This is a genomic window from Geomonas silvestris, assembly GCF_014193515.1.
In the GTDB taxonomy this organism is placed as follows: Bacteria; Desulfobacterota; Desulfuromonadia; order Geobacterales; family Geobacteraceae; genus Geomonas; species Geomonas silvestris.
In genome coordinates, this window is the sequence record NZ_BLXX01000004.1 from 252,522 (window position 1) to 276,171 (window position 23,650).

Genomic DNA, 23,650 nt, shown 5'->3' on the forward strand with positions numbered 1-23,650 from the left:
CAGAGAAAGAGGACCATGCCCAAGCTCCCCCACGTCTCCCTCCTGATGCCGGTGCGCGACGAAGCGCGCTACCTGCCGGCCGCCCTCACCTCACTTTTCCGCCAGAGTTTCACGCAGTGGGAGCTCGTCGCCGTGGACGACGGCTCCCGCGATGAGACCCCCGAGATCCTCGAGGCGGCCGCGCGCGCCGACGCCCGGGTCCGGGTGCTCAGGCTCCCGGGATCCGGCCTGGTGCCGGCCCTGAACGCCGGGCTCGCCCTCTGCCGGGCGCCGCTTCTGGCCCGCATGGACGGCGACGACATCTGCCACCCCCGGCGCCTGGAGCGCCAGGTGGCCTACCTCGCCGAGCACCCGGAAACCGGGCTGGTCGCCTGCGGGTTCCGCCATTTCCCGCGCGGCGGGCTCAAGCGCGGCATGCTCGACTACGAGAGCTGGCAAAACGCCCTCGAAGACCACGACCAGATCCTGCGGGACCTCTTCGTGGAGTCCCCCTTCGTGCACCCCTCGGTGCTGGCCCGCACGGACCAGGTCCGGGCTCTTTCCGGCTACCGCGACCTGGGGTGGCCCGAGGACTACGACCTGTGGCTGCGCCTGGCGGCTGCGGGGGTCCGCTTCGCGCGCCTTAAGGAGCCGCTTTTTTTCTGGCGCGACCACCCCGAGCGAGCCACGCGCACCATGCAGGAGTACACGGCCCAGGCGCTTAGGCGCTGCAAGCTGCACCACCTGCGCCTTGGTTTCCTCGCGGGGGTGGAGGAGGTGGTGCTGGCCGGTGCCGGGAGCGAGGCGCGCGCCTGGCAGCGGCTCCTGTTGGCCGAGGGGATCCGGGTGGGGCACTGGCTGGACATCGACCCGCGCAAGCTGGGGCGCCTTTTGCACGGTGCGCCGGTCTTGCGCCCCGAGGAACTCGACCTTAATGGGAGAAAGATGCTCACCGCCATCGGCCTGCGCGGCGCCCGCCAGGAATTCCGCAAAACAGCACAGGGCTTGGGCTGGCGGGAGGGGGTCGATTTCGTCAGCGTCGCCTGAGGGCGATTTTGCACATGAGAAAATTTGAGCGCCCCCTGCAGCCGGTAACGGGCGCGGTATACTTAGCTACGATTGCGGCCGGCTCCGCTCGCGGACAGCCGGCGGCAGAACTCTGACAAAGGAGAATTCGCCATGAACAGGAGCATGTGCGCCGTCATCACCCTGATCGCCCTCGCCGCCCCCACCGTCTGCCTGGCGACCCCGCCCCGTCCCGGTCCCTACATCTCCGGCTTTGCCGGCGTCGCCATCCCCAACAACACCGACGCCTCCTCGAACACCCCGCTGCGAACCCCGGCCCTGGACGACCGGATCCAGTTCGATCCCAGCGTCGACGTCGGCGCCACCGCCGGCTATGACTTCGGGATCATGCGCATGGAGGCCGAAGTCTCCTACAAAAACGCCGAGATCAAGTCGCTGGTGGACCGCGTCGACGGGTCCTTCTACGGAGACATCGACGGCAGGGTCGGGGCCCTGGCGCTGATGGGTAACCTCTTCGTCGACCTGCGCAACCCGGGGCCGATCACCCCGTACTTCGGCGGGGGGATCGGTTTTGCCTCCCTGAACCTCAGTGACACCACCGGCACCAACTTCACCAGCGGAGCCCGCGGGGTCCACCTCTACAGCTCCGACAGCGACGCGGTGTTCGCCTACCAGGTGGGGGGCGGTGTCGAGGTCGCCATGAACCGGGTGCTCTCGCTCGACCTGGGGTACCGCTACTTCCACACCTCGACGGCGACCTTCAACGCGGACACCCCGGAAGAGACCAGGCTCAACTTCGAGAGCCACAACGTAACAGTGGGGCTCAGGGTCAAGTTCCGCTAACCGTCGGCCAGGATCCGGCCAAGGAGGTGCGCGATGTTCAGAATCGTCGTGGCCCTGCTGCTGGGCCAGTTGCTCGCCTGGGGGACGGCCTTTGCCGAGGACTTCGGCGAATGCCGGACGCGCTGTGAAACCGAGAACACCGACTGCGTGAACCGGCCGCCGGCTCAGGACCCGGACCTGCAGGCGGCTCAGCTCGAGCAGTGCGAGCGCTACCTGAGGATCTGCTACGCCGAATGCGAAAACCCGAAACCGACGGAACCACCCACCCTGGAGAACAACCCCAATGTGATCGTCAGGTAACCGCTCCGGGCACCCCGCAAAAAAGGCGCTCCCCTCACCGGTTGAGGGGGGCGCCTTTTTGTTCCCGCCGCAGGTTCAAGCCGCCTAGATGAGCTCCACCGTCCCGACTTCTTTCACGAAGGTCCCCTTGGCGTACTCGTCGAAGGCGACCCGCAGTTCGTCCTGGGTGTTCATCACGATCGGCCCGTACCAGGCAACCGGCTCCTTCAAGGGCTTTCCCGAGATGAACAAAAAGCGCACCGGGCGGTCTGCCGCGGTCACCTTTATCTCGTTTCCCTCAGGCTCGTAGAGTACCACGGTCTCGGACCCCAGGCAGCAGCGCCGGGAGAGGTCCATCCAACCGGCGCCGGCCATTTCGACGTCGAAGGGGTCGCGCCGCTCGTCGAAGAACCCTTCGCCGTCCAAAAGATAGGCGATCGCGGTATAACCGTCGGCGAGGGTATGGCGGAAGACGCCCCCCGCCGGGACCGAGACGTCGAAGAGCTCCGGATCGATCACCACGTCGCGCACCGGGCCGCGCACCCCCGCCACCTCTCCGGCCACCACCCGGATCTGCACCCCATCCACCGTGGTGACCGGGATCTCGGCCGCCTTCACCTCCTGGTAGCGCGGGGCCATCATCTTGCACTCGGCCGGGAGGTTCGCCCAGAACTGGAAGCCCCACATGACGCCCGAGGGGCTCTCCTTGGGCATCTCCTGGTGGATGATGCCGCTTCCCGCCGTCATCCACTGCACGTCGCCCGCCCCGATCACCCCCCGGTTCCCCATGCTGTCGCCGTGCTCCACCACCCCCTCGAGGACGTAGGTGATGGTCTCGATGCCGCGGTGCGGGTGCCAGGGAAAGCCGGCGAGGTACTCGGCGGGGTTCGCGCTGTGGAAGTCGTCCAGCATGAGGAAGGGGTCGAAAAGGGGCACCTGCGAATAGCCGAAGGCGCGCTTGAGATGTACCCCGGCCCCCTCGACGGTGGGGCGGCTCTTGAAGATCTTGGCAATGCGACGCACGGTCATGGAAATACTCCTTTAGTGATGTTGATCGGCCCCCAGAAACTGCAGCAGCTCGTGGTTCACGTTCTCGGCGTGGGTCCAGATGAGGCCGTGCGGCCCTCCCCCCACCACGACCAGGTGCGATCCCCGGATCAGCTGGTGGCTGCGCACGCCGGTTGCGCCGATCGGGAGGATCCGGTCGGCGTCGCCGTGGATCACCAGGGTCGGGATCTCGATTCTGGAGAGGTCCTTACGGAAATCGGTCCCCCAGGCGGCCACACAGTCGTAGGTGCCGCGCGGCGAGGCGCCGACGGCGACGTTCCAGCAGAACTGGATCGCCTGACTGCTCACCCTTTTCCCGCCCAGCTGGTCGACGTTGAAGAAGTCGGCCAGGAAGCCGGAGAGAAAGGCGGGGCGGTCGGTGGCGAGCGCCTTGCGGATGCCGTCGAAGACGTTCAACTCCACCCCCTCGGGGTTGTCGTCCCCCTTGAGCAGACAGGGGGTGACCGCCGAGATGAGTACCGCCTTCCTGACGCGCTCCGAGCCGTAGCGCCCGAGGTAGCGCACCACCTCCCCGCCCCCCATCGAGAAGCCGACCAGCGCCACCTGGCGCAGGTCCAGCTTGGCCAGGAGGTGGTGCAGGTCGAGCGCGAGGCTGTCGTAGTCGTACCCGACGGTGGGGCGGGAGGAGTGCCCAAAGCCGCGCCGGTCGTAGCTGATCACCCGGTACCCGGCGTTTAAAAGCGGCTGCAGCTGGCGCTCCCAGGAGGCTCCGCTCAAGGGCCAGCCGTGGATCAGGACCACCGGGGTGCCGGTGCCGTGATCTTCGTAGTAAAGCTCGATACTGCCGGAATTCTCCTCACCCACGTGGATATATGGCATAGGCTGCTCCTTTTCTGATCGAGATCTGTAGAGGAAGGAAGTGGCCGGGCCCGAGGCTCTCTGGAAGGTCAAACCTATCCATACTAGCAGAACCCAGCCGCCCTTCAATCGATGTTACCCTCTGGATGTCCTTTTCCTAAGGGGGGTCTTCTGACAGAGCCTTCCGACCCTTTGGATCCTGCTGCCGGCCGAGCTTGAGAAGGCCGATCTTTTTTTGGCTACCCGACTGTCTCAAGGGCGGAGCTGTGATAGCATTATTAACTGTTTCACATCTAACCTGTCAGAGCACCGGCGCGACAGCCAAGGAGCGGACCATGACCTGGGAAGTGATGACACAGGACGAATTGGCCGGATATCAAAAGGAGTGCGGTGTCAAGGTGGTCAAGGTCAATGGGGTCTGGTGGATCGAGCCCCGCCCCTACTTTTTCCGGACGCTCTACCCGCTCCAGGAATTAGCCCCGCACCAGGCGAGCTACCCGTTGCCGCACCTGATCGGCGGCGTCTTGCACCTGGTACCGGATCGGGTAAGCGCCAACACCAGCATGAAGCTCTTTCTCTATGACGACCTGAAAGGCTACGCGGCCGAGAAACTGCCGACCAAACAGAAATGGGTGATCAAGAAGAGCACCGAGAACTTCAGCGCCCGGCGCATCCGCGACCTGGAGGAGTTCGTGGAAACCGCCTACCCCATCTACTCCTCGTTTTACGACCGGACCCGCTACACCTACAAAAAGGAGCGCACCCGGCGGGAGATCTTCGCCTCCTGGGGGAAGGCGCTCTTCAACTACCCGAAGATCATGGTCCTCGGCGCCTACCACCAGGGAAGTCTCGCGGCCGTCGACATCTCCTACCAGGTCAAGGAGCTCGTCATCGACGACGTCTTCTTCGCCAGCACCGAGAGCCAGGGGCTCAGGGTCACCGACTTCATGGTGCATACCCTGCGCGAGATGGCCGCGGCCTCCAGCGCCCGCTACCTGTTCCGCGGGTTCCCCTGCGGCAAAAAGAGCCTGGACGAATCGAAGATCAACCGGGGGTGCAAGATCTTCCGGATCCCGGCGCACCAGAAGATCAACCCGCTGGCGCTCCACTTGGGAAGGCTCTTCATGAACGAGAGCTACCGCAAGCTGATCACCATCACGGCATGTTCCTACCTGGACGGTCATCCCACCTGGGAGTGGCGCGGGGAAGGCGAAGCTTCGGGGAAAGGAGGGTGATCGGGCGCAGCAGCGCCGAAAACTGCCGCGTCCCTTTGGGTTACAGGGCCCGGGCGATGCGGGCCAGCTTCATTTGCCGGGTGCCGAAGATCTCCAGCGCGTCCGAGCGTAGAAGTTTGAGCGGGTTATAGACCAGGTCGCGCACCAGGTACACCGAGAGGGTCTCGCCGTACGGGACGTAGAAGCCGACCGGCACCCCCAGGTCCTTGCCGAGTGCCAGCATGGCGGTGGAGGGGCGCCCGAAGAAAAGCTCCAGCGAGACCTTGGTCCCGCTCTTTCTGCAGTGCATCACGGTGTCCAGGGCGAGCGCGCAGTCGTGGCTCGCCAGGGCGAGCTCCGGCACCTGGCCGGCCACCTGGTCCACCAGTTCCAAGCACCCCTCCATGGGGTCCAGCTCCTCACCGGCGGGCGCCGGAAAATCCCCCTTCACAAGCCTCACCCGCACCCCGCGCCGCGCGGCCCAACGGGCATCCTCGCGACTGCGTTTCCAGCGGGTCGGCAGCGACAGGCTGAAGCTCCAGGGGCGCTTCCCCCCGGCTGCGGAGAGCTGCATGCCGATAAGCTCGTCGAGAAGCGTCAAGGTGGCGTCGGTCTCCTCGAACTTGTGGGAATCGAAGTGGACGCCATGGCCGTTTTTGAACGCGGTTGCGGCGATGGCGGCGGCGTGGTCGCGCTTAAAGCGCAGCGCCGGCGGCTTTAAGGAAAGGTAGAAGCGCTCGCCGGCGGAGTCCCCCTTGAGCACCCCGCTGGCCGCCTGGTACTCCCGCACGATCTGCTCCGGGTCGTCGCCCGCCTTGCTGAGGCGCCCCAGGGTGGTGTAGAGCTCGTGCCCCTGGAGGATGCGGCAGAGCCTGGTCCCCTCGGCCACGTCGTGCGGCTCGATCGGGACCAGGCGCCCCAGGGCGTAGGCGAGCTTCTTGGCCGCGGTTAGCACGGCTTCGCCTTTTCGAACCTGGCCAGCAGGTCTTCCAGGATCTTTTCCCCTGCCTCGGCGGAGCGCTGCACCAGCTCGTGGCGCACGTACTCCAGCGCCTCGGTGCAGCGCCCTTCGTCCCAACCGTCCCTGATCACCCGGATGTTCCCCGCACCCCAGGCGATGTGGGGGCGGTTCACCTCCCGTATTCCCACCCTGAGCAGCTCGATGCACTGCTTCATATGGGCTTCGGTCGGTTGGGTCCCTTTGAGCACCTGCTCGACCAGTGTTTCCGCGGCCTTCATCGCTATCTCGCAGTTGAGCATTGTCTTTCCTCCCGGCAGACACAGAATGAGAAAAGATTAGCACACTCTAACCGCTTCACAATCGGCCGCCAGAAAGAAAGCTAGCGCCCGCCCCAAAGCGACTCGTCCATGAACTGGCGGCGCAGACGCTCTTCGGGATTCTGCTCATAGAATTCTGCTTCGCTGAATGAGAAGCTGTACTGGGTGAGGTAGTCGGTAAGTACTTGGTAGGCGGTATTTATCCTGCGGATCTGGGCGGGGTCGCCGCCGCCGGCATCGGGATGGTGCAGTTTTACCAGTTCGCGGTGGCGGGTCTTTACTTCCTTAAGCGTGGCGCGTTCGCTAAGCCCGAACACCTCGCGGGCCAGACAGAGTTCCTTGAAGGTCATGGGATCACCTTTTCCGGGGCCGATCTGTCCAAAACCGGATGCCGGCTCAAAAGGCGGGCGGCCTCCCGGTCCACCAGCCAGAGCAGCTTCCCCTGGACCGGGCGGACCAGTTGGGCGGGGAGCTCGTCGAGCTCGCGCTCCCCTTCCAGCACCCGGGCCAGGATCTCGGCCTTCTCCCGGCCGGCGACCAGAAAGGCGACCAGCGCCGCCTGGTTGATGAGCTCCGCGGTCACGGTCACCCGGTAGAGTTCGCGCTCGGAGCGGTAAACCTCGCAGGCCCAGCGGTTTCGTTCGTTGAGCGCGGCGTTGCCGGGGAAGAGCGAGGCGGTGTGGCCGTCGGGCCCGAGCCCCAAAAAGACCAGGTCGAAGCGGGGCGCCTCGCCGTCGAAGAAGCCGCGCAGCTCCCGGTCGTAGCGTGCCGCCGACTCCCGCGGCGAGTCCGCGAAGGGGATGCCGTGCACCTGCTCCTCGCTTAAGGGGACCTGGTCGATGAAGGCGCGCCGCGCCATCCCCTGGTTGCTGCGCGGGTCGCTAACCGGCACCCAGCGCTCGTCCCCCCAGAAAAGGTGCACCGCGTCCCAGGGGACGCTGCTGCGCAGAGGCTCCCTCCCGAGCAGCTCGAAGCACTCCTGTGGGGTCTCCCCGCCGGAGAGGAGCGCGGCGAAGCGGCCGCGCTCGCCGGCCCGCTGCAGCGCCTGGTCGGCGAAGAGCCGGGCGGCGGCGTGGCTTAGGGCTTCCCTCTCCTCGTAGACGATGACCATGGCTCCCCCCTTCCCTAGCGCCGGGGCTCGACGGACTTCGGGTTGTACCAGGAGCCGTCCCGGGCGATGACCTGGTCTGCCTCGGCCGGCCCCCAGCTCCCCTGGTCGTAGAAGTAAAGCGGCGTGGTGTCGTTCAGGATCGGGTCCACGATGCGCCACTGGGCCTCGATGGTCCCTTGGGCGGCGAAAAGCGAGGTGTCGCCGTTTAGCGCATCGCCCAAGAGCCGCTCGTAGGGCTGCATCCCCTCCCCTTCCTCCTGCAGGGCGACCAGCTCGACGTCCTCGCCGCCGCGCCGCTCGCCGGGTACCTTGATCCGCATCCCGAGGCCGATCATCATGTCCGGGCTCAGGCGGAAGCGCAGGTGGTTCGAGAAGGCCGGGACGATCTCGCCGAAGGTCTCGCGCGGCGGGCGCTTGAAGGCGACGGTGACCGTGGTCGAGGTGACCTCGAGGCACTTGCCGGTGCGGATGTAGAACGGGACGCCGGCCCAGCGCCAGGTGTCGATGAAGAGCCGCACCGCCACGAAGGTCTCCACCCGGGAGTCCGGCGCCACCCCCGGCTCGTCGCGGTAGCCGCGGAACTGCCCGCGCACCACGTGGGCCGGGTCGAGCGGCTTTATCGCGCGCAGGAGCCTGGTGCACTCCTCGCGGATCCCCTCCGGGTCGTCCCCGGTTGAGGGGTCCATGCAGAGGTAGGCGACGATCTCCAAGAGGTGGTTCTGCAAAACGTCCCTGATCGCGCCGGTCTCCTCGTAGAACCTGGCCCGCCCCGCCATCCCGAAGGATTCCGCCATGGTGATCTGCACGCTCGCAATGTAGTTCCGGTTCCAAAGCGGCTCGAGGATCGAGTTCGCGAATCGGGTGTAGTAGATGTTCTGCACCGGCTCCTTCCCCAGGAAGTGATCGATCCGGAAGATGTCGTCCTCGGGAAAATGTGCGGTGAGCACCCGGTTCAACTCCTGCGCCGAGGCGAGGTCGCGGCCGAAGGGCTTTTCGACCACCACGCGCGGCTCGCGCAGGCAGCCGGTGCTGGAGAGCCCCTGCACCACGGTCTCGAACATGCTTGGGGGGATCGCCAGGTAGTACAGCGGCCGGGCGGCATCCTTAAGGACGCTGCAGAGCCTGTCGTAGGTCGCCGGGTCCTGGTAGTCGCCGTCGACGTAGATGAGCCTTTCGCTCAGCCTGCGGAAGGCCTCCTCGTTGAAGCCGCCGTGATGCTCGAGGCTCTCCCTGAGCCGCTCCTTGATGCGCTCCAGGTTCCATCCCGAGCGGGCGATGCAGATGAAGGGGACGTTGAAGTGGTCCCGGGCGGCGAGGCCGGCGAGCGCGGGGTAGATCTGCTTGTAGGCGAGGTCGCCGGTGGCGCCGAAGAAGACGAAGGCGTCGGAGGGGGTACGGCTCATGAATCACCTCCTGCGGGCGCCGGTTTTTCCTGGTGCCCGCCGAACTGCTGGCGCAGGGCCGACAAGAGCCGGTCCCCGAAATCGGCGCTGCCGCGCGAGGCGAAGCGCCCGAAGAGCGCCGCCGAAAGCTGGTAGGCGGGAACCCCCTCGTCGATGGCGGCCTGAAGGGTCCAGCGCCCTTCCCCCGAATCGGAGACCCGTCCTTGGAACTCGGCGAGCTCCGGGCTCTGCACCAGGGCGGCGGCTGCGAGGTCCACGAGCCAGGACGAGAGCACCGAGCCGCGGCGCCAGAGCTCGGCGATCTCGTCGAGCCTGAAGTCGTAGCGGTACAGGTGGGGGTCCTTAAGGGGAGCGGTCTCCGCGTCGGTGCTGCGCTGTTCCCCGCCGACGCCGGCGTGGCGCAGGACGTTGAACCCTTCGGCGAGCGCCGCCATAACGCCGTACTCGATGCCGTTGTGGACCATCTTCACGAAGTGGCCGGCGCCACTTGGGCCGCAGTGCAAAAAGCCCTGCTCGGCGTCCCCGGGCTCCCCCTGCCGTTCAGCAAGGCGCGGGGCGGCGCCGGCTCCGGGCGCCAGGGCGGCGAAGACCGGTTTCAGCCGCTCGAAGGCGCGCTCCGGGCCGCCCACCATGAGGCAGTAGCCGCGCTCGCGCCCCCAGACCCCGCCGCTGGTCCCCACGTCGAGGTAGTCGATCCCGCGCCCGGCAAGCTCGGCGCTGCGCCTGAGGTCGTCGGCGTAGTGCGAGTTCCCCCCGTCGACCACCAGGTCTCCCGCGCTCAGAAGCGGCACGAGCGCCGCCAGCATCTCGTCCACAACCGCCGCAGGAAGCATGAGCCAGAGGGCACGCGGCGCCTCGAGGCGTGCGACGAGCTCTCTCAGGGTCGCGGCCCCGGCGGCCCCGGCCTGGACCAGCGCCGCAACGGCGTCCTGGTTCAGGTCGTACACCAGGCAGCGCTCCCCAGCAGCCAAAAGCCGCCGCACCATGTCGCCACCCATGCGTCCCAGTCCGATCATCCCGATCTGCATCGCACACCTCGCTCGCCTTGACAAATCGCCCCGGCTGCGTTCCCCGGAGTGAGGTAAAGAAGCCGTCTAAAGCGCCCCCCGCACCGGTTTCCCCGCAGCCGCCGCCCACCTTCTACCTTCTGCTACCGCGCCAGCGCCGCCTGCCGCTTACGCTCCAGGGCCTGCATCAGGTTGTCGAAGGGACGGATGAACTTCTGCACCCCTTCGTCCTCGAGCTGCTGGCTCACCACGGCAAGATCGATCCCGAGCTCCGCCAGACGCTGCAGCACCTGGCGCGCCTCCTGCTCCCCCTGGTCCAGGGTGGGCGCGGGGCGGCCGTGGTCGCGATAGGCCGAAAGCGTCTCGAGCGGCGCCGTGTTCACGGTGTCCGGCCCGATCAAGGCCTCCAGGTACTTCACGTCGCTGAAGGAGGGGTTCTTGGTGCCGGTGCTGGCCCATAAAAGGCGCTGGGGCTTCCCTCCCTGGGCGGAAAGGGCCGCGAACCGGTCGCTTACGAGCATCTCCCGGTACTGGGCGCGGGCCAGCTTCGCGCAGGCGATGGCGGTCTCGCCGATCAGCTGCCCGACCTGCTGGGCACGCATCCCCCCCTGCTGGGCGATCTCCTCGAGCAGCGGGTCGACGATGACGTCGATGCGGCTCAAGAAGAAGCTCGCCACCGACGCCACCCCGGCAAGCGGCAGCCCGCGGGCCGAGCGCTCGGCGAGACCGTCCAGGTACGCCTCGACGACCGCCCGGTAGCGCGGCAGGGAGAAGAGCAGGGTCACGTTCACGTTGATCCCCTCCAGCGCCAGTTGCCGGATGGCCGGGAGCCCCTCCCAGGTGCCGGGGACCTTGATGAACAGGTTGGGGCGATCGACCCGTTCCCAAAGCCGCCGCGCCTCGAGGATGGTGCCGGCGCTGTCGTGGGCCAGGTGCGGAGAGACCTCGAGGCTCACGAAACCGTCGGCGCCACCGGTGCGCTCGTAGATCGGGCGCAAGAGGTCGGCGGTCATCCGGATGTCGTCCACCACCAGCGCCTCGTAGATCTCCCCGGTCTTGAGCCCCTCTCCGGCGAGCTCGGCGATCGCCCCGTCGTACTCGTCCCCCTCCGAGAAGGCCTTCTCGAAGATGGCGGGGTTGGAGGTGACACCACTCACCCCGTCCTGCTGGATCAGGGAGACCAGTTCGCCGGAGATCAGCATGCGCCGGCTCAGAAAGTCGAGCCAGATGCTCTGCCCCAGGGCTTCCAGCCGCAACAGCGGATTATCTCTCATCATGGGTTTCCTCCTGCCGGATACAGTTCTCCAGCTGACTCACCTTGGCGAGCCGGCGCCGGTGGCGCTCCGCCGCGCTGAAGCGCGCGGTGAGAAAAAGCCCCACCAGTCGGCTGGCCTGGGCGTGATCGACCACGCGGCTTCCCAGGCAGATCACGTTCAGGTCGTCGTCCTCGACCCCCTGGCTCGCCGAGAACTCGTCGTGGATCAGCGCGGCACGGACTCCCGCCACCTTGTTGGCGGCGATGGAGGCGCCGACCCCGCTGGTGCACAGGGCGATCCCCCGGTCCACGTCCCCTTGGGCGACCGCCTTGGCCAGCGGGATCACGAAGTCCGGATAGTCGTCCCCCTCGTCGAGCGCGAAGGCACCGAAGTCGACCACCTGGTACCCCTCCTCGCCGAGCGACTCGCGCAGCTGCTCTTTGAGGGCAAAACCGCCGTGATCCGCCGCCATACCGACCCGCATCACCCCTCCCCTCCGGCGCGCCGCAACAGGGCGAGCGCCGCCTCGCGTACCCGCTCGGCCGTAAAGCCGTACTCCTTCAAGACCACCTCGCCCGGCGCCGAGGCCCCGAAACCAGTGACCCCGAGTATCACGCCGGCGGGACCGACGTAGCGCTCCCAGCCAAAGGGGGAGCCCGCCTCGACGGCCAGCCGCAGCGGCACCCGGGGCGGGAGCACGGCGTCGCGGTACTCCTTTGCCTGCTCTTCGAAGAGCTCCCAGCTGGGGAGCGAGACCACCCGGGCGCGCACCCCGTCGCGGGTCAAGGTCTGCCAGGCCTCGAGGGCCAGGTGGAGCTCCGAGCCGGTAGCGATGAGGATGAGCTCCGGCTCCCCCCCCGCCGCCTCGGCGAGGACGTAGCCGCCGCGCGCGGTCCCCTCGGCCGGCGCCAGGGTGCTGCGCTCCAGGGTCGGGACCGACTGGCGCGACAGCACGAGCGCTACCGGGCGCTCCCTCATGGTGAGCGCCACCTTCAGGGCGACCACCGCCTCGTTGGCGTCGCCGGGGCGCAGCACCACGAGCCCCGGGATGGCGCGCAGGCTCGCCAGCTGTTCCACCGGCTGGTGGGTCGGCCCGTCCTCGCCAAGCCCTATCGAGTCGTGGGTGAAGACCTGGATCACCTTGAGCCTGGAGAGTGCTGCCAGGCGCAGGGTGGGACGCAGGTAGTCCGAGAAGGTGAGGAAGGTGGCGCCGAAGGGGATCACCCCGCCGTGCGCCGCCATGCCGTTCAGCGCGGCCCCCATGGCGTGTTCGCGCACCCCGAAGTGCAGGTTGGCGCCGGCGGGTCCCCACCCCCCACCCAGGCTCCCCTGCTGGTCGGCGGGGACGAAGTCGCCGCACTGGAAATCGCCGAGCCCCTTGAGACCGGTGTAGGTGGAGGGATCCAGGTCCGCGGAGCCCCCCATCAGCTGGGGGATCCTGCCTGCCGCCAGGTTCAGGGCGCGGCCGTTGGCGATCCGGGTGGCCATCCCCTTGGCATCGGGGTCGAACTGCGGGAGGGCCTCCTCCCAGCCGGGTTCGAACTCCCCGGCCAGCACCCTGGAGAACTCCCGCGCCGTCTCGGGGTGCGCTTCCCCGTAGGAGGCGAGGAGCCTGTCCCAGCCGGCAGCGGCAGCAGCACCGCGCTTAAGGGTTTCCCGGAAAAAGGCGAGCGCCCGCTCAGGGATCAGGAAGGACGGCTCGACCGGCCACCCCAGGCGCTCCTTGGTGCGGCGCACCTCGTCCTCGCCAAGCGGTGAGCCGTGGGCCTCGAAGCTGTCCTGCTTCCCCGGCGAGCCGAAGCCCAGGTGGGTGCGCACCAGGACGAGCGAGGGGCGCACGAGCTCCTCGCGCGCCTTGATGAGCGCCGCAGCTATCGCGTCCAGGTCGTTGCCGTCCTCGACGCTCAGCACCTGCCAGCCGTAGGCGGCGAAGCGGGCGGCCGTGTCCTCGGTGCAGCAGACCCCGGTCGAGGCGGAAAGGGTGACCCGGTTGTCATCGTAGAGGCAGACCAGTTTTCCGAGCCTTAGGTGCCCGGCGAGGGAGGCTGCCTCGGAGGCGACCCCTTCCATGAGGTCCCCGTCGGAGGCGAGCACGTAGGTGTGGTGATCGATGACCGGAAATCCGGGGCGGTTGTAGCGGGCGGCGAGGTGCGCCTCCGCAATGGCCATGCCGACCGCGTTGCCGAACCCCTGTCCGAGCGGCCCGGTACTCACCTCGACACCGGGGGTGACGCCGCGCTCCGGATGCCCCGGGGTGCGGCTCCCCCACTGGCGGAAGCGCTGGAGCTCCTCGAGGGGGAGGTCATAGCCGGTGAGGTGCAAAAGGGCGTAGAGGAGCATCGAGCCGTGGCCGGCGGAGAGGACGAAGCGGTCCCGGTCGAACCAGTCCGGGCGGGCCGGGTCGTGCTTTAAAAACCGGGTCCAGAGCAGGTAGGCGAGCGGCGCCGCCCCCATGGGCATGCCGGGGTGTCCGCTGTTCGCCTTTTGCACCGCGTCGACGGCCAGGAAGCGGATAGTGTTGATGCAGAGGTAGTCGAGGTCCCCCTCGCTGCGGGTGGTTCTGGTGGTTTCCATGGTGCTGCTCCTTGCTGCTCGGGCGTCTCCGGAATGGTTTCCGGCATTACTCTGAGCTGTCGATGTACTGCAGCGCTTCCTTGGGATAGCGCTCCCCCGCCACCTGGAACGTGGCGAGCGCCGCGTCGAGGGCGGCCCAGACCGGTTCGGAGAGCCGCAAAAGCGCCGCCTGGGCGTTCTCCTCCAGGTGGCGCAGGTGCCGGGTTCCCGGGATGGGAACGACGTCGCTCCCCTGGCGCAGCACCCAGGCCAGGGCCAGCTGGCCGGGGGTCACGTCGTGGGCCGCGGCAAGCTCGCTCACCGTCTCCACGAAGGAGAGGTTGTGGCTCAGGTTTTCCGGCTGGAAGCGCGGGTTGCGGCGGCGCCAGTCGGTATCGTCCAGGTCGTCCGCGCTCCTGATCTTGCCGGAGAGTACCCCGCGCCCCATGGGGCTGTAGGCCACGAAGCCGATCCCCAGTTCGCGCAGGGTGGGAAAGAGCTTGCGCTTCACCTCGCGCTCCCAGAGCGAGTACTCCGACTGCACCGCGGTTAAAGGGTGCACCGCGTGGGCCCGGCGCACCGTCCCCGGCCCCACCTCGCACAGCCCGATGTAGCGGATCTTCCCCTGGGCCACCAGCTCGGAGAGCGCCCCCACCGTCTCCTCGATCGGGGTGGCGGGGTCGAGGCGGTGCTGGTAGTAAAGGTCGATGTAGTCGGTCCCCAAGCGCTTCAGGGACCCCTCGAGGGCCCGGCGCACCTGGGCCGGGCTGCTGTCCAGGACGAGCTGTTCGCCGCGGGGGCCGAAGCGCCAGGCGAACTTGCTGGCGATGGTCACCCTGCCGCGCGGCACCTCCTTCAAAAGCCGCCCCAGGAGCTCCTCGTTGGCGAAGGGACCGTAGAGCTCCGCCGAGTCCCAGAAGTTGATCCCCAGCTCGAGGGCTCGACGCAGCACCCGCACCGAGCACTCGTCGTCGGATCGACCGTAGGCGAAGGACATCCCCATGCACCCAAGGCCAAGCGCTGACACCTCCAACCCCTGGCGGCCGAGTTTTCGTTTGTACATCGCGTGCCTCCTTCCGCTCAGCGGCTGCCTGCCGGGCAGGCACCGCCGTCGGGCGTTTGCGGGACCAAGCGCCGGGCTAAGAGCCCAGCTCGCTGTCGGCCCCGGCGCGGGGCTCACGTTTGTCCAGCACCAGCCGCATGAGCGGCACGGTGGTGGCCACCCCGACCAGAAACAGGGCCCAGCCGGCCGCCCGGCGCTGTTTCTCGCTCAACCGGTCGGCAAAAAGCAGTGCAACGCCGCCCCCCAAGATCGCACGGGTTCCGGCGATGAGTGACAGCTCCGGCAGGGTGAGTCTGGACTCTTTCATAAATGCCTCCTTCTCTGGCCACGATGGGCTTTAGTGAAGCAACCCTCTATCTGACTCTTTGCGGCGCCCTCGGATAAAGCCATCTGATTCCTAAAGCAGTTCCAGTGACTTCTGGCTGAGAACCAGATCAAAGTATAGCAAGATCTCTTCGATCCGACAGGGGTTGCCAGCTTTGAGTATCCCCTTTCGCTTCAGACTAAAAAAAATAGCCCATAAATCTCTATGGGCTCGTGTGCTTCTCTTGGAGGGGACCTGAAAGAGTGAGGTGCGGGGCCCGGGGCGCGCAGCCCCGGGCCCCTTTCCTGGCGCTAGCGGACCACGCAGTCGATCACCGCATTGATCCTGCGGTTTTGCGCGCGCCCTTCCGGCGTGTTGTTGTAGCTGATCCGGCGGGTGGCACCGTACCCCTTGGCGGAGAGCCGGGAACGGTCGATCCCGAAGTTCTCCACCAGGTAGCGCACCACGTTCTCGGCGCGCTGCTGGGAGAGCCGCATGTTGTTTTCCGGGCTCCCGACGTTGTCGGTGTGCCCTTCGATGACGGCGGTGGTGGTCGGGTACTGCTTCATGTAGTCGGCGACCTTGGCGATCTCGTCGCGGTACTGCGGCTTCACCTCGGACTTGCCGGAATCGAAGTCGATGACCAGCGACATGCAGAGCCTCTCGGCGGGCTGGATCTGCTGGACGTCGAAGGCGCAGTCGATGATCGCCTCGATGCGGCGGTTTTTCTGCTTGCCCGCCTCGGTGCTGTTGTCGGCCACCGGGCGGGTGAAGCCGTACCCCTTGGCGGTGAGCCGCGAGCGATCGATGCCGAAGTTGTCCACCAGGTAGCTCACCACGTTCTCGGCGCGCTGCTGGGAGAGTTCCATGTTGTGGTTGTAGGTGCCGACGTTGTCGGTATGCCCCTCGATGACCGCGGTGGTGGTCGGGTACTTCTTCATGAAGTTCCCCACCTTGGCCACCTGCTCGCGGTACTCGGGACGGACGTTGGCGCGGTCGATGTCGAACTCGATGTTCATGGTGACGCAGTACTTGTAGTGGCCCGGGGTCGGTTCCGCGGCGGGAACCGGGCCAAGCGGCGCCTCGCCGGCGGGGGCACCGGTCGCCGGCTGCTCGGCCGCAGGCTGCGCCGGAGCGCGTTCGGCGGGAGCCGGGGTGGTCTCGGCAGCGGACGCCGCGGCGGGACGCGCCCCGCCGAACAGGAAGGTGAACCCGAGCGAGTACTCGATGTTGTTGAAGGCCTCATGGCGCCAGTTCTCGTTGCTGAAGTCCCACAGGTAGCGCGCGTCGGCGCGCAGCGCGATGGAGTCGGTCATGAAGAACTTGACGCCGCCACCTACGTTGGCGGTAACTTCCGAGAGGTCCCCGGTCTGGTTCTTCGGGTACTCGAAGTGGATCCCGCCCGCACCGGCGGCGATATAGGGAACCATGGCCGCCTGTGGCATGAAGTTGTAGAGGAAGTCGAGCCGGTAGGACCAAGTCGAGCGGTCGTGGCCGCCGGGGAACTCTTCGGCGTTGATGTAGTTGCCGACCAGTTCGGTCGCGAAGCTGTCGGTCCAGTCGTACCCCAGGCGCAGGCCGTACACCATCCGGTTCCGGCGCAGGGCCTGCTCCTCGTCAAAGCTGTAACCGCCGACATAGGGGGAGAAGGAAAAGGCCCCCGCCCGCTCTCCGGCGTGTGCCAGGCCCGAGAGCGCCAGCATGGCCAGAAACATCGTGCACGTGATGATCTTCTTCATGTGTGTGTCCTCCTTGGGTGGAAAGGCTTTCCCATGAGCGCTTTCCGGTTTGGATTATAGTGAAGCTGAATTTGGATCCTGCCTTGGGGCAGTCCACCCGCCGCGGAGTGGGCGGGGTGTGATCGAGGTTGGGTAACTGCCGGTTCGAACGGTGGATTGTCGGGGGATCCGGGCCGCTGCGGCATCTGGTCTTCAAGGGTCTGGTCCTCCCGGTGTGCAGCCGGAGTTTCACATTAACTGTAAAAAATTAATGATTAACAATATAGCTGCTCCCAAACGCATGTCAACCGCTCATTATGAACGGTAGTCCGACAGGTTTCGGTCACAGACCTCTCAGCCGCGCCATGCTCTTCCCCTCGTTGGTTTCCACCACCTGGATGCCGGCTATGCGGCAGGCGTTGAAGCCGCCGGTCACCACCTGCACGTCTGCGAAGCCGCGCTCGCGCAGCATGCGTGCGGCCGCGAGTGCCGGAGCGTCTTCCGGTGCCGTCGAGTAGAGCACCACCTTGCGCTCCTGGGGGATCTCGTCGAGGTGGTTTTGCACGTCGTCGTCCGCCAGGCGGAGCGCCCCGCGTACTTTCATCACGGCCAGGTCCTTATCCGCCCCCCGGCGCACCTCCAGGAAGAAGATCGCCTCCCCCCGTTTCAAAAGCTCACGCACCGACTCGGCCGATACTTCCAAATCACTCATCTCGTTCTCCTTTGACGCTATCTCCGCGTCGGACAGCAGGCAGTTTGCCAGGCGTCATGCCTTGAGCCGGGTTGGCAAACGTTCATAAATTACCTTAGCATTTATTAATGTCAAGCCGGAAACAGCGACAAAGACAACTGCTGTGATCCAGTAGGAGCAGGACCCCCTTCTGGTGCATGACAGAAAAAGAACTAGTGTCGACGTTTGAGAATGGCTATAATTCAGATGCTTCGACAGCCATCCCTGCTCAGCTACCCCAAAGAGAGAAGACCATGAAGATAGTACCGGCACAGCAGCACCCCACCCTGCTCGCAGAAACCCCAGCCAGCACCCAAAAGTCTGCCGACACCCCGCCGCAAAAGGCGGCCTCCCCGGGAACCCCGACGGCAGACCGGGTTCAGCTTTCCGACGCCGCACAGTGGCGCCTCAAGGTACAGCCGGCGGACCAGGCGCAGCGCCTGGCTCACCTGAAGGCGAGCATCGCGGCAGGAACCTACCAGGTGAGTTCCCGCCTGGTCGCCGAAAAGATGCTCGCCGACGGGGCCGATCTCTAGAAGCCCCTGCCGCTTCAGGGCACCCGGGGAACCGGACTCCCCCGGGTAAGCTGCTCGAAAAAAAAGGGGCGCGCCGCCCGGCCGCCCCGATGCTCCACCCTATGAACCGCACCCCTTCTGCCCCTCTCTAGAAATCCGCCAGCCCCACGACCTTACGCAGGATCACCAGCACGTCGCCGGCATCGATACGCCCGTCGGGGTGCGGCGCGCCGGCGATGAGCGGCGCGACGTCGCCGTGTTCCAGGAACTCCGCGGTCACCGTCTCGAGCCCCAGGGAGGCGCGCAGCGCCAGCTGCGCATCGGCGAGGTCCACCCGGCCGTCCCCGTTCAGGTCGCCCCGGATCAGCGCCAGCTTCACGATGTTGCGCCGGGTCACGCTGACCCCGGCCAGCGGATCCAGGGCGCGCACCACCACCGGCACGACCCCGGTCGCCGGCAGCGAGATGCGCTGTTCGAACCTGCCACCCGTCAGAACCGGGGTGTAACTCTTCCCGTCCGCCTCCAGGACCAGCGCGGTCGTCCCGGGTCCGGTCGTCCCCCGTACCACGAGGCTTGCGAGCTCCGTCCTGAGATCCTGCCCGGGTTCCTCGACGGCAAGCGCGGGGAGACCGGGGCGCAGCTCGAGGCTCCTTTTAAGCCGTGCGCTGCGGCCGGCACGCCGCGCCGTGAGTTCCAGCGTGTTGGTTCCCGGGGTAAGCGTCCCTAAGAGGCTGAAAGCCCCGGTCTGAGGCTGGACCGCGACCTGCTGAGCAGGTCCCCCGTTGAGCATCGCGGAAAGCTCGCTTCCCGGGGTGACGCTTCCGGTCAGGGTGAGCTGCTCCCCCCCGGTGATGCTGTTGTCCGCGGGGGTCGCCACCTGGATCTCCGGGGCGGCCGCATCGAGGGTGACCGTCACGCTGCGGCCCGTCGTGTTGCCGGAGAGGTCCCGCACCAGCACCTCGACCAGGTTACTCCCCGGTGCAAGCGGCACCGCCCAGCTGAAGGGTGCCTGCGGGTCGGCGAGGGGGACGCCGTTCACCGTGAGGCTCGCCACGCCGCCGCTGTCCCGGGCCTGGCCGCACAGGTTGAGCACCGGGTTCGCGGTCACCGATCCGCTGGAAAGGGTGGAGAGTTCAAGCTGGGGGGGCTCGGATTCCGGGGCGACCAGAAGCGGCTGGTGAACCGGCAGTGCCGGGTTGTAGTTGGCGTCCCCTTCCTGCCGGGCGCTTAAGACCGCGGTGCCGGCACCTTTCAGGGTGACGAGGTTCCCCACCACCTCGGCCACGGCGGGGTCCGAGCTCTGGAAGCCGACCGGCAGGCCGCTCGAAGCCGTCGCGCTCAGGGCGAAGGGTGGATCGCCCACCCGGTGTGCAGCCAGGGGGGAGAACTCGAGCGTCTGCCCCGCCCGGTGCACCACCAGGGTCCGGGAGACCTGGGGGGCCGGTTCCAGGTTCCCCGAGCCGGGCTGGGCGGCGCTGACCTGTGCGCTCCCGGCGCCGGTGATGCGCAGCACCCTGCCGCTTACCTGTGCCACCTGCGGGTTGGAACTGGTGAAGGTGAGGGTGAGTCCGCTGCAGGCGCTGGCGTTGAGCTCGAAGGGGGGATCGCCGTAGGTCCGCTCGGGAAGCTCGGGAAAGACGATCTCCTGGCAGGACCTGATCACGTTGAGGAGCCCGTTTTGGAAGGAGAACTGGTAGTTGGCGGCAGCGAGGCTGCCGGTTCCAACGCTGATCGGGTAACTCCCCACCGCGCTGTCCGGCCCGGCAGTGGTGGCAAGCAGGGGTTCCCCGGCGAGAGCCGACCGGGTCTCACCCCTGACGAACCCCTGGTAGCTCACGGTCAAGGGGGGGTTGGGAGTCCGGTAGGCGCGGGTCTGGTCGTCGGCGCGCACCAGGAGCGCCGCCGGGGTGATGCTGAAGCTCCCGGGGAGGTAGCTCAACAGGTAGTTGCCCAAAAGCCCGCTCCCGCCGTCCTCCGCACGCGGGGTGACCTGGTAGCTCCCCACCGTTTCCCCCGGGGCGCGGCTCGCGCCGAGCTGGATCCTCCCGGGTCCCAGGTCCGCCGGCAAAAGGCCGCTCTGGGTCGCCCCCAGGACCGGTTCGGCCCCTCCGTAGCTTTTCGAGCCGTCGCTGCCCCGAAGCGTCGCGCTTTTCGGCGCGATGCCGAGGGATCCCGGCTGGAAGCTCACCGCGTAGTTCGACCCGGGGGTGAGGGTCCCCTGCCCGATCGGGTAAGGGCCAGCCGCGACGCTCTCCCCGGGGGTGCGCTCGAGGGTACCGGAAAAGCCGTCCGACCCGATAAGCGCCGGGGTGCAGCTGTAGGTAAGCGGCGGGTCCGGGGCGCCGTACTCCTTACTCTGGTTGAGCACCCTCACCGTGACCGGTCGGGGATCGATGCTCAAGGTGGCGGCCTGGAAACTCAGGGAGTAGTTGCCGTTGAGGGTCAGGGTCCCCAGGCCGATCGGGTAGCTCCCCGCCGCCTCGCCTGGGGCGCGGGAGAGCGCCCCGGAGAAGCTGTCGCCCCCGACCAGCGCCGGGGTGTGGCTGTACCCCAGGGGGGGCTCGGGGTCGCCGTAGAGCTTGCTCCTTCCCTGTGCGGTGACGGTGATCTCCCTGGGGGTGATCGACAAGGTGGCGCCGCTGAAGTTGAGGGTGTAGCCCGCCCCGGCGCTCAGGCTCCCCTGCCCTATCGCGTAGAGCCCGACGCTCTCCCCCGGTGCCCGGGAAAGGGCGCCCGTGAAGCTGTCGCCCGGGGCGAGCGGCGGGGAAAAGCTGTAGGTCAGCGGCGGGTCGGCGCTCCCGTACCCCTTGGTCTTGGCATCGGCAGTCACGGTGACCGTCGTCTGCAGCGCGGGATCGAGGTAGTAGCCGAGCAGGCTCTCCACCAGGGAGCCGGCGCTCCCCTTGTCGGCGGCGACGCGCCCCTGGGCCATCAGGTAGCGGTTGGCGCGCACCCCGTACTGGGCGAGGTTCAGGTTGCCGAGCTGCCAGCCGCCGGGGACCCGCGCGCCGTACCCGAGAAAGGTCCAGCTGGCCCCGGGGGCGTCCGGGTCCTCGCAGTACTCGAACCAGACCTCGCGCAGTTCGGGTGAGGCGCCGCTACGCCGCCAGCTGACGCTGTTGCCGTCCGCGGCGACCGCAAGGGACTCGGCCGCAAAGCCGTAGGAATAACGTGCCAGGCGCTTGACGCCGTTGCCGTTCACCGAGTCGAAGTCCCCTCCCACGAGCAGCTTTCCGTCGGGCTGCAGGTTCACCGTGTTCACCTGCCCCACGATGGTCCCGCCGTGGTAGGCGAGCGGACCCAGGTCGAAGTCGGGGTCGACGGTGCCGTCCGCGCGGATGCGGGCCACGCAGTCCCGGTAGTAGCTGGTACCGGTGGCGTCGCGCACGTGGTCGAACACCCCGTAGATCAGCATCCCGCCGTCGGACTGCAGCGCGGTGCGAAAGATGGTGCTGGAAATGGTGTAGCCGTCCAGGAGGGTCATGGTCTCCACCCGGAAGCCCGGATCGACGCTGAGGTCCGGGTTCAGACGGACCAGGGTGGGTTCCCAATCCGGAACGCTCGGCGGCGCCGGCCCCGCACCGCTCACCAGAAGCTTGCCGTCGGGCTGAAAGACCACCGCCAGGATCGCACCCAGCACGCCGGTCACGCTGGCGTCCAGCTGGCCGTCGCTTTTAAGCCGCAGCAGCTTGCCGTTGGCGGTTCCCAGCACGAGCTTCTGGTCCGGCTGCAGGGCCGCGGAGTATACGACGTTGTCCAACTCCGGGGGGTCGCTGAAGCTCGGATCCCGGTTCCCGTCGCTTTTAAAGCGCGCCAGGTAGCGGTAGGGTGAGGCCGCCGCCGTCATGCGGCCACCGATGTAGTAACTCCCCTCCTGGATCGCGCTCCCGTCGGGGAGGGTACTCCCCTTGGGGAGCGGCAGGATGACGGCGACCTGGTCGCCTGTCATGAGCGCCTTCATGTTGGCGTTGAAGGTCGCCACCTGCGGGTCGGCATTGACGCTCCCCCGGGGGTCGAAGCGGGCGACCGAGCGCTGGGGCGAGCCGTTTACCTGCAGAAAGCGCCCTCCCACCAGGTAGCTGCGGTCGGGAAGCTGCGTCATCGCGTTGATCGCCCCGTTCACCCTGAGCAGAGGGTCGAAATTGGCCCCGTCCATCAGGTTCAGGTCCTCCTTGAGGCGGGCGATATAGTTGCGGGTCTGCCCCTGGACCGTGGTGAAAACACCCGCGAAGGTGGTGCTGCCGTCGGGCGAGGGGGAGATCGCGCTCACCGCCCAGTCGAGCGCCAGGCTGGCGCCGGCCAGGTCGTCGTCGAGCGCGCCGCCGGGGTAGAAGCGCGCCAGCCGGGTACGGGTCCGTACCCCGGCCAGGGAGAAGTCGCCCCCTGCCATCAGCTTGCCGTCGGGTTGCAGGGCGAGCGCCCGGACCGCCCCGTCCAGCACGGGAAAGAGGGTGGTTTCCACCAGCCCGGAGCGGCTCAGCCGGGCCAGGTGGCCGGCTGGGGTGCCGGAACTGGCGCTGAAGTCCCCCCCGATGAGCAGTTTTCCGTCCGGCCGGACCGCGATGGCGCGGACCGCGGCGTTGGGGGCCGCGGTGAACCCCGCGTCCAGGGCGCCGTCGCCGCCAAGCCGCGCCAGGTAATTCGCCCCCAGCGCGCCGGCCGCGAAGTTTCCCCCGACCAGGATCTTGCCGTCGACCTGCAGGGCGAGGGCAAAGACGCTCCCCCCCGGGTCCGCCGCCGCAAAACCCGGGTCCAGGCTCCCGGTCCCCTGGAGCCGGGCCAGCCGCGCCCGGGGGAGCGTGAAGGCCCCCCCGAGGTAGATCTTGCCGCCGGAAAGCACGATGGCGTGCACCGCGGCGTCGGGAGCGGTGCCGAGGCTGAAGCCGGCGGCGCCGGGATCGAACGCCGCCACCGAGACCCGGGCCAGGTTGGGGCTCGGGGTGCCGAGGACCAGTTCGGAGAAGGCCCCGCCGACCAAGAGCCCGCGCCCGTCGGCTAAGAGCGCGAGCGCGTGCACCTGTACCGGGGAGGCGGTGCTGACCGGGTCGAAGGGGTCCAGGGCGCCGTCGGGGCTCCCCAGCCGGGCCAGGCCGCGCCGCGGGGTGGCGCCCACCTGGGTGAAGTCCCCCCCCACCAGAAGGTAGGGCGCGGCAGAGGGGAGATCCGGGTCGGGCTGCAGGGCGAGTGCCCGCACCGGTCCGTTTAAGGGGGGAGGCGCGAAGCTGGTATCGAGGGTGCCGTCGGGGTTGAGGCGGGCCAGGTAGTTCAGGGTCACGGCGGGCGCGCCGCCGGTGATGCTGAAATCGCCACCGATGACGATCTTGGCGTCCCAGGGCTGCACCAGCACGGCGTGGACCCCGGAGCCGCTCAGGGAGACCGGGCCGGTACCGCCGGTAACGAAGCCGTCCAGCCCGGTGTACCCCTTAAGCGGCGCGGGAATGAGGGTCACCAGCACGAGCAACACCAGCCCAACGATACGCGCGTTCATGCCTGCCTCCCACCTGC

The 23,650-nt window shown here is 67.6% G+C and carries 21 protein-coding genes; 5 read left to right on the forward strand and 16 right to left on the reverse strand.

Features of this window, described 5'->3' with window-relative positions; all coding sequences use genetic code 11:
• The first annotated feature begins 15 nt into the window (after window positions 1-15).
• From GMST_RS09170 to GMST_RS09180, 3 genes are all read left to right on the forward strand, one after another.
• Window positions 16-1,026 (forward strand): glycosyltransferase, encoded by a 1,011-nt coding sequence (locus GMST_RS09170; RefSeq protein WP_183354335.1) that lies wholly within the window; start codon window positions 16-18, stop codon window positions 1,024-1,026.
• Between the two features lie 132 nt (window positions 1,027-1,158).
• A complete protein-coding gene (locus GMST_RS09175; protein ID WP_183354336.1) occupies window positions 1,159-1,848 on the forward strand; it encodes an outer membrane protein in 690 nt (229 codons plus the stop codon).
• A gap of 33 nt (window positions 1,849-1,881) precedes the next feature.
• A complete protein-coding gene (locus GMST_RS09180; protein ID WP_183354337.1) occupies window positions 1,882-2,148 on the forward strand; it encodes a hypothetical protein in 267 nt (88 codons plus the stop codon).
• An 84-nt stretch (window positions 2,149-2,232) separates the two neighbouring features.
• Here the strand turns inward: GMST_RS09180 and GMST_RS09185 are convergent, their stop codons facing one another.
• Both GMST_RS09185 and GMST_RS09190 read right to left on the reverse strand, forming a co-directional pair.
• Window positions 2,233-3,156, reverse strand: a complete 924-nt coding sequence (locus GMST_RS09185) for a pirin family protein (RefSeq protein WP_183354338.1) — start codon at window positions 3,154-3,156, stop codon at window positions 2,233-2,235.
• Window positions 3,157-3,168: 12 nt separating this feature from the next.
• A complete protein-coding gene (locus GMST_RS09190; RefSeq protein ID WP_183354339.1) occupies window positions 3,169-4,014 on the reverse strand; it encodes an alpha/beta fold hydrolase in 846 nt (281 codons plus the stop codon).
• Window positions 4,015-4,328: 314 nt separating this feature from the next.
• Between GMST_RS09190 and GMST_RS09195 the strand changes: the two genes are divergently transcribed.
• On the forward strand, window positions 4,329-5,228 hold the full coding sequence (locus GMST_RS09195; protein ID WP_183354340.1) for a hypothetical protein: 900 nt from the start codon (window positions 4,329-4,331) through the stop codon (window positions 5,226-5,228).
• A gap of 40 nt (window positions 5,229-5,268) precedes the next feature.
• Here the strand turns inward: GMST_RS09195 and GMST_RS09200 are convergent, their stop codons facing one another.
• From GMST_RS09200 to GMST_RS09260, 13 genes are all read right to left on the reverse strand, one after another.
• On the reverse strand, window positions 5,269-6,162 hold the full coding sequence (locus tag GMST_RS09200) for a hypothetical protein (RefSeq protein ID WP_183354341.1): 894 nt from the start codon (window positions 6,160-6,162) through the stop codon (window positions 5,269-5,271).
• Window positions 6,156-6,467: a hypothetical protein gene (locus GMST_RS09205; RefSeq protein WP_183354342.1), complete on the reverse strand. Its 312-nt coding sequence runs from the start codon at window positions 6,465-6,467 to the stop codon at window positions 6,156-6,158. The genes GMST_RS09200 and GMST_RS09205 overlap by 7 nt, the downstream gene beginning before the upstream one ends.
• 80 nt (window positions 6,468-6,547) lie before the next feature.
• On the reverse strand, window positions 6,548-6,835 hold the full coding sequence (locus GMST_RS09210; protein ID WP_183354343.1) for a J domain-containing protein: 288 nt from the start codon (window positions 6,833-6,835) through the stop codon (window positions 6,548-6,550).
• Complete coding sequence (gene pgl / locus GMST_RS09215; RefSeq protein WP_183354344.1) at window positions 6,832-7,596, reverse strand: 6-phosphogluconolactonase; 765 nt, start codon at window positions 7,594-7,596, stop codon at window positions 6,832-6,834. Before pgl ends, GMST_RS09210 begins: the two co-directional genes overlap by 4 nt.
• Before the next feature lie 14 nt (window positions 7,597-7,610).
• Window positions 7,611-8,999: a glucose-6-phosphate dehydrogenase gene (zwf, locus tag GMST_RS09220; RefSeq protein WP_183354345.1), complete on the reverse strand. Its 1,389-nt coding sequence runs from the start codon at window positions 8,997-8,999 to the stop codon at window positions 7,611-7,613.
• A complete protein-coding gene (gene gnd, locus GMST_RS09225) occupies window positions 8,996-10,027 on the reverse strand; it encodes a phosphogluconate dehydrogenase (NAD(+)-dependent, decarboxylating) (RefSeq protein ID WP_183354346.1) in 1,032 nt (343 codons plus the stop codon). Before gnd ends, zwf begins: the two co-directional genes overlap by 4 nt.
• 122 nt (window positions 10,028-10,149) lie before the next feature.
• Window positions 10,150-11,283 carry a transaldolase gene (gene tal / locus GMST_RS09230; protein ID WP_246399360.1) on the reverse strand — a complete coding sequence of 378 codons (1,134 nt, stop codon included), beginning with the start codon at window positions 11,281-11,283 and terminating at the stop codon, window positions 10,150-10,152.
• Window positions 11,270-11,746 (reverse strand): RpiB/LacA/LacB family sugar-phosphate isomerase, encoded by a 477-nt coding sequence (locus GMST_RS09235; protein ID WP_183354347.1) that lies wholly within the window; start codon window positions 11,744-11,746, stop codon window positions 11,270-11,272. Before GMST_RS09235 ends, tal begins: the two co-directional genes overlap by 14 nt.
• Window positions 11,746-13,836, reverse strand: a complete 2,091-nt coding sequence (gene tkt / locus GMST_RS09240; RefSeq protein ID WP_183354348.1) for a transketolase — start codon at window positions 13,834-13,836, stop codon at window positions 11,746-11,748. Before tkt ends, GMST_RS09235 begins: the two co-directional genes overlap by 1 nt.
• A gap of 46 nt (window positions 13,837-13,882) precedes the next feature.
• Window positions 13,883-14,878, reverse strand: a complete 996-nt coding sequence (locus GMST_RS09245; RefSeq protein WP_183354349.1) for an aldo/keto reductase — start codon at window positions 14,876-14,878, stop codon at window positions 13,883-13,885.
• 76 nt (window positions 14,879-14,954) lie between these two features.
• On the reverse strand, window positions 14,955-15,185 hold the full coding sequence (locus GMST_RS09250) for a hypothetical protein (RefSeq protein ID WP_183354350.1): 231 nt from the start codon (window positions 15,183-15,185) through the stop codon (window positions 14,955-14,957).
• Between the two features lie 308 nt (window positions 15,186-15,493).
• On the reverse strand, window positions 15,494-16,921 hold the full coding sequence (locus GMST_RS09255) for an OmpA family protein (protein WP_183354351.1): 1,428 nt from the start codon (window positions 16,919-16,921) through the stop codon (window positions 15,494-15,496).
• 322 nt (window positions 16,922-17,243) lie between these two features.
• Complete coding sequence (locus GMST_RS09260) at window positions 17,244-17,612, reverse strand: rhodanese-like domain-containing protein (RefSeq protein ID WP_183354352.1); 369 nt, start codon at window positions 17,610-17,612, stop codon at window positions 17,244-17,246.
• Between the two features lie 272 nt (window positions 17,613-17,884).
• Between GMST_RS09260 and flgM the strand changes: the two genes are divergently transcribed.
• The gene (gene flgM / locus GMST_RS09265) at window positions 17,885-18,166 is read left to right on the forward strand and encodes a flagellar biosynthesis anti-sigma factor FlgM (protein WP_183354353.1); all 282 of its coding nucleotides are present in this window, start codon (window positions 17,885-17,887) and stop codon (window positions 18,164-18,166) included.
• Between the two features lie 127 nt (window positions 18,167-18,293).
• On the opposite strand, the gene GMST_RS09270 is transcribed toward flgM, so the two are convergent.
• Entirely contained in the window at window positions 18,294-23,633 is a 5,340-nt protein-coding gene (locus tag GMST_RS09270) for an MBG domain-containing protein (RefSeq protein WP_183354354.1), read from the reverse strand.
• Between the last annotated feature and the right edge of the window lie 17 nt (window positions 23,634-23,650).

Coding starts and splice junctions, on each gene's coding strand:
- GMST_RS09170 (WP_183354335.1), top strand. CDS start 16: ATGCCCAAGCTCCCCCACGTCTCCCTCCTGATGCCGGTGCGCGACGAA.
- GMST_RS09175 (WP_183354336.1), top strand. CDS start 1,159: ATGAACAGGAGCATGTGCGCCGTCATCACCCTGATCGCCCTCGCCGCC.
- GMST_RS09180 (WP_183354337.1), top strand. CDS start 1,882: ATGTTCAGAATCGTCGTGGCCCTGCTGCTGGGCCAGTTGCTCGCCTGG.
- GMST_RS09185 (WP_183354338.1), bottom strand. CDS start 3,156: ATGACCGTGCGTCGCATTGCCAAGATCTTCAAGAGCCGCCCCACCGTC.
- GMST_RS09190 (WP_183354339.1), bottom strand. CDS start 4,014: ATGCCATATATCCACGTGGGTGAGGAGAATTCCGGCAGTATCGAGCTT.
- GMST_RS09195 (WP_183354340.1), top strand. CDS start 4,329: ATGACCTGGGAAGTGATGACACAGGACGAATTGGCCGGATATCAAAAG.
- GMST_RS09205 (WP_183354342.1), bottom strand. CDS start 6,467: ATGCTCAACTGCGAGATAGCGATGAAGGCCGCGGAAACACTGGTCGAG.
- GMST_RS09210 (WP_183354343.1), bottom strand. CDS start 6,835: ATGACCTTCAAGGAACTCTGTCTGGCCCGCGAGGTGTTCGGGCTTAGC.
- pgl (WP_183354344.1), bottom strand. CDS start 7,596: ATGGTCATCGTCTACGAGGAGAGGGAAGCCCTAAGCCACGCCGCCGCC.
- zwf (WP_183354345.1), bottom strand. CDS start 8,999: ATGAGCCGTACCCCCTCCGACGCCTTCGTCTTCTTCGGCGCCACCGGC.
- gnd (WP_183354346.1), bottom strand. CDS start 10,027: ATGCAGATCGGGATGATCGGACTGGGACGCATGGGTGGCGACATGGTG.
- tal (WP_246399360.1), bottom strand. CDS start 11,283: ATGATGAGAGATAATCCGCTGTTGCGGCTGGAAGCCCTGGGGCAGAGC.
- GMST_RS09235 (WP_183354347.1), bottom strand. CDS start 11,746: ATGCGGGTCGGTATGGCGGCGGATCACGGCGGTTTTGCCCTCAAAGAG.
- tkt (WP_183354348.1), bottom strand. CDS start 13,836: ATGGAAACCACCAGAACCACCCGCAGCGAGGGGGACCTCGACTACCTC.
- GMST_RS09245 (WP_183354349.1), bottom strand. CDS start 14,878: ATGTACAAACGAAAACTCGGCCGCCAGGGGTTGGAGGTGTCAGCGCTT.
- GMST_RS09250 (WP_183354350.1), bottom strand. CDS start 15,185: ATGAAAGAGTCCAGACTCACCCTGCCGGAGCTGTCACTCATCGCCGGA.
- GMST_RS09255 (WP_183354351.1), bottom strand. CDS start 16,921: ATGAAGAAGATCATCACGTGCACGATGTTTCTGGCCATGCTGGCGCTC.
- GMST_RS09260 (WP_183354352.1), bottom strand. CDS start 17,612: ATGAGTGATTTGGAAGTATCGGCCGAGTCGGTGCGTGAGCTTTTGAAA.
- flgM (WP_183354353.1), top strand. CDS start 17,885: ATGAAGATAGTACCGGCACAGCAGCACCCCACCCTGCTCGCAGAAACC.
- GMST_RS09270 (WP_183354354.1), bottom strand. CDS start 23,633: ATGAACGCGCGTATCGTTGGGCTGGTGTTGCTCGTGCTGGTGACCCTC.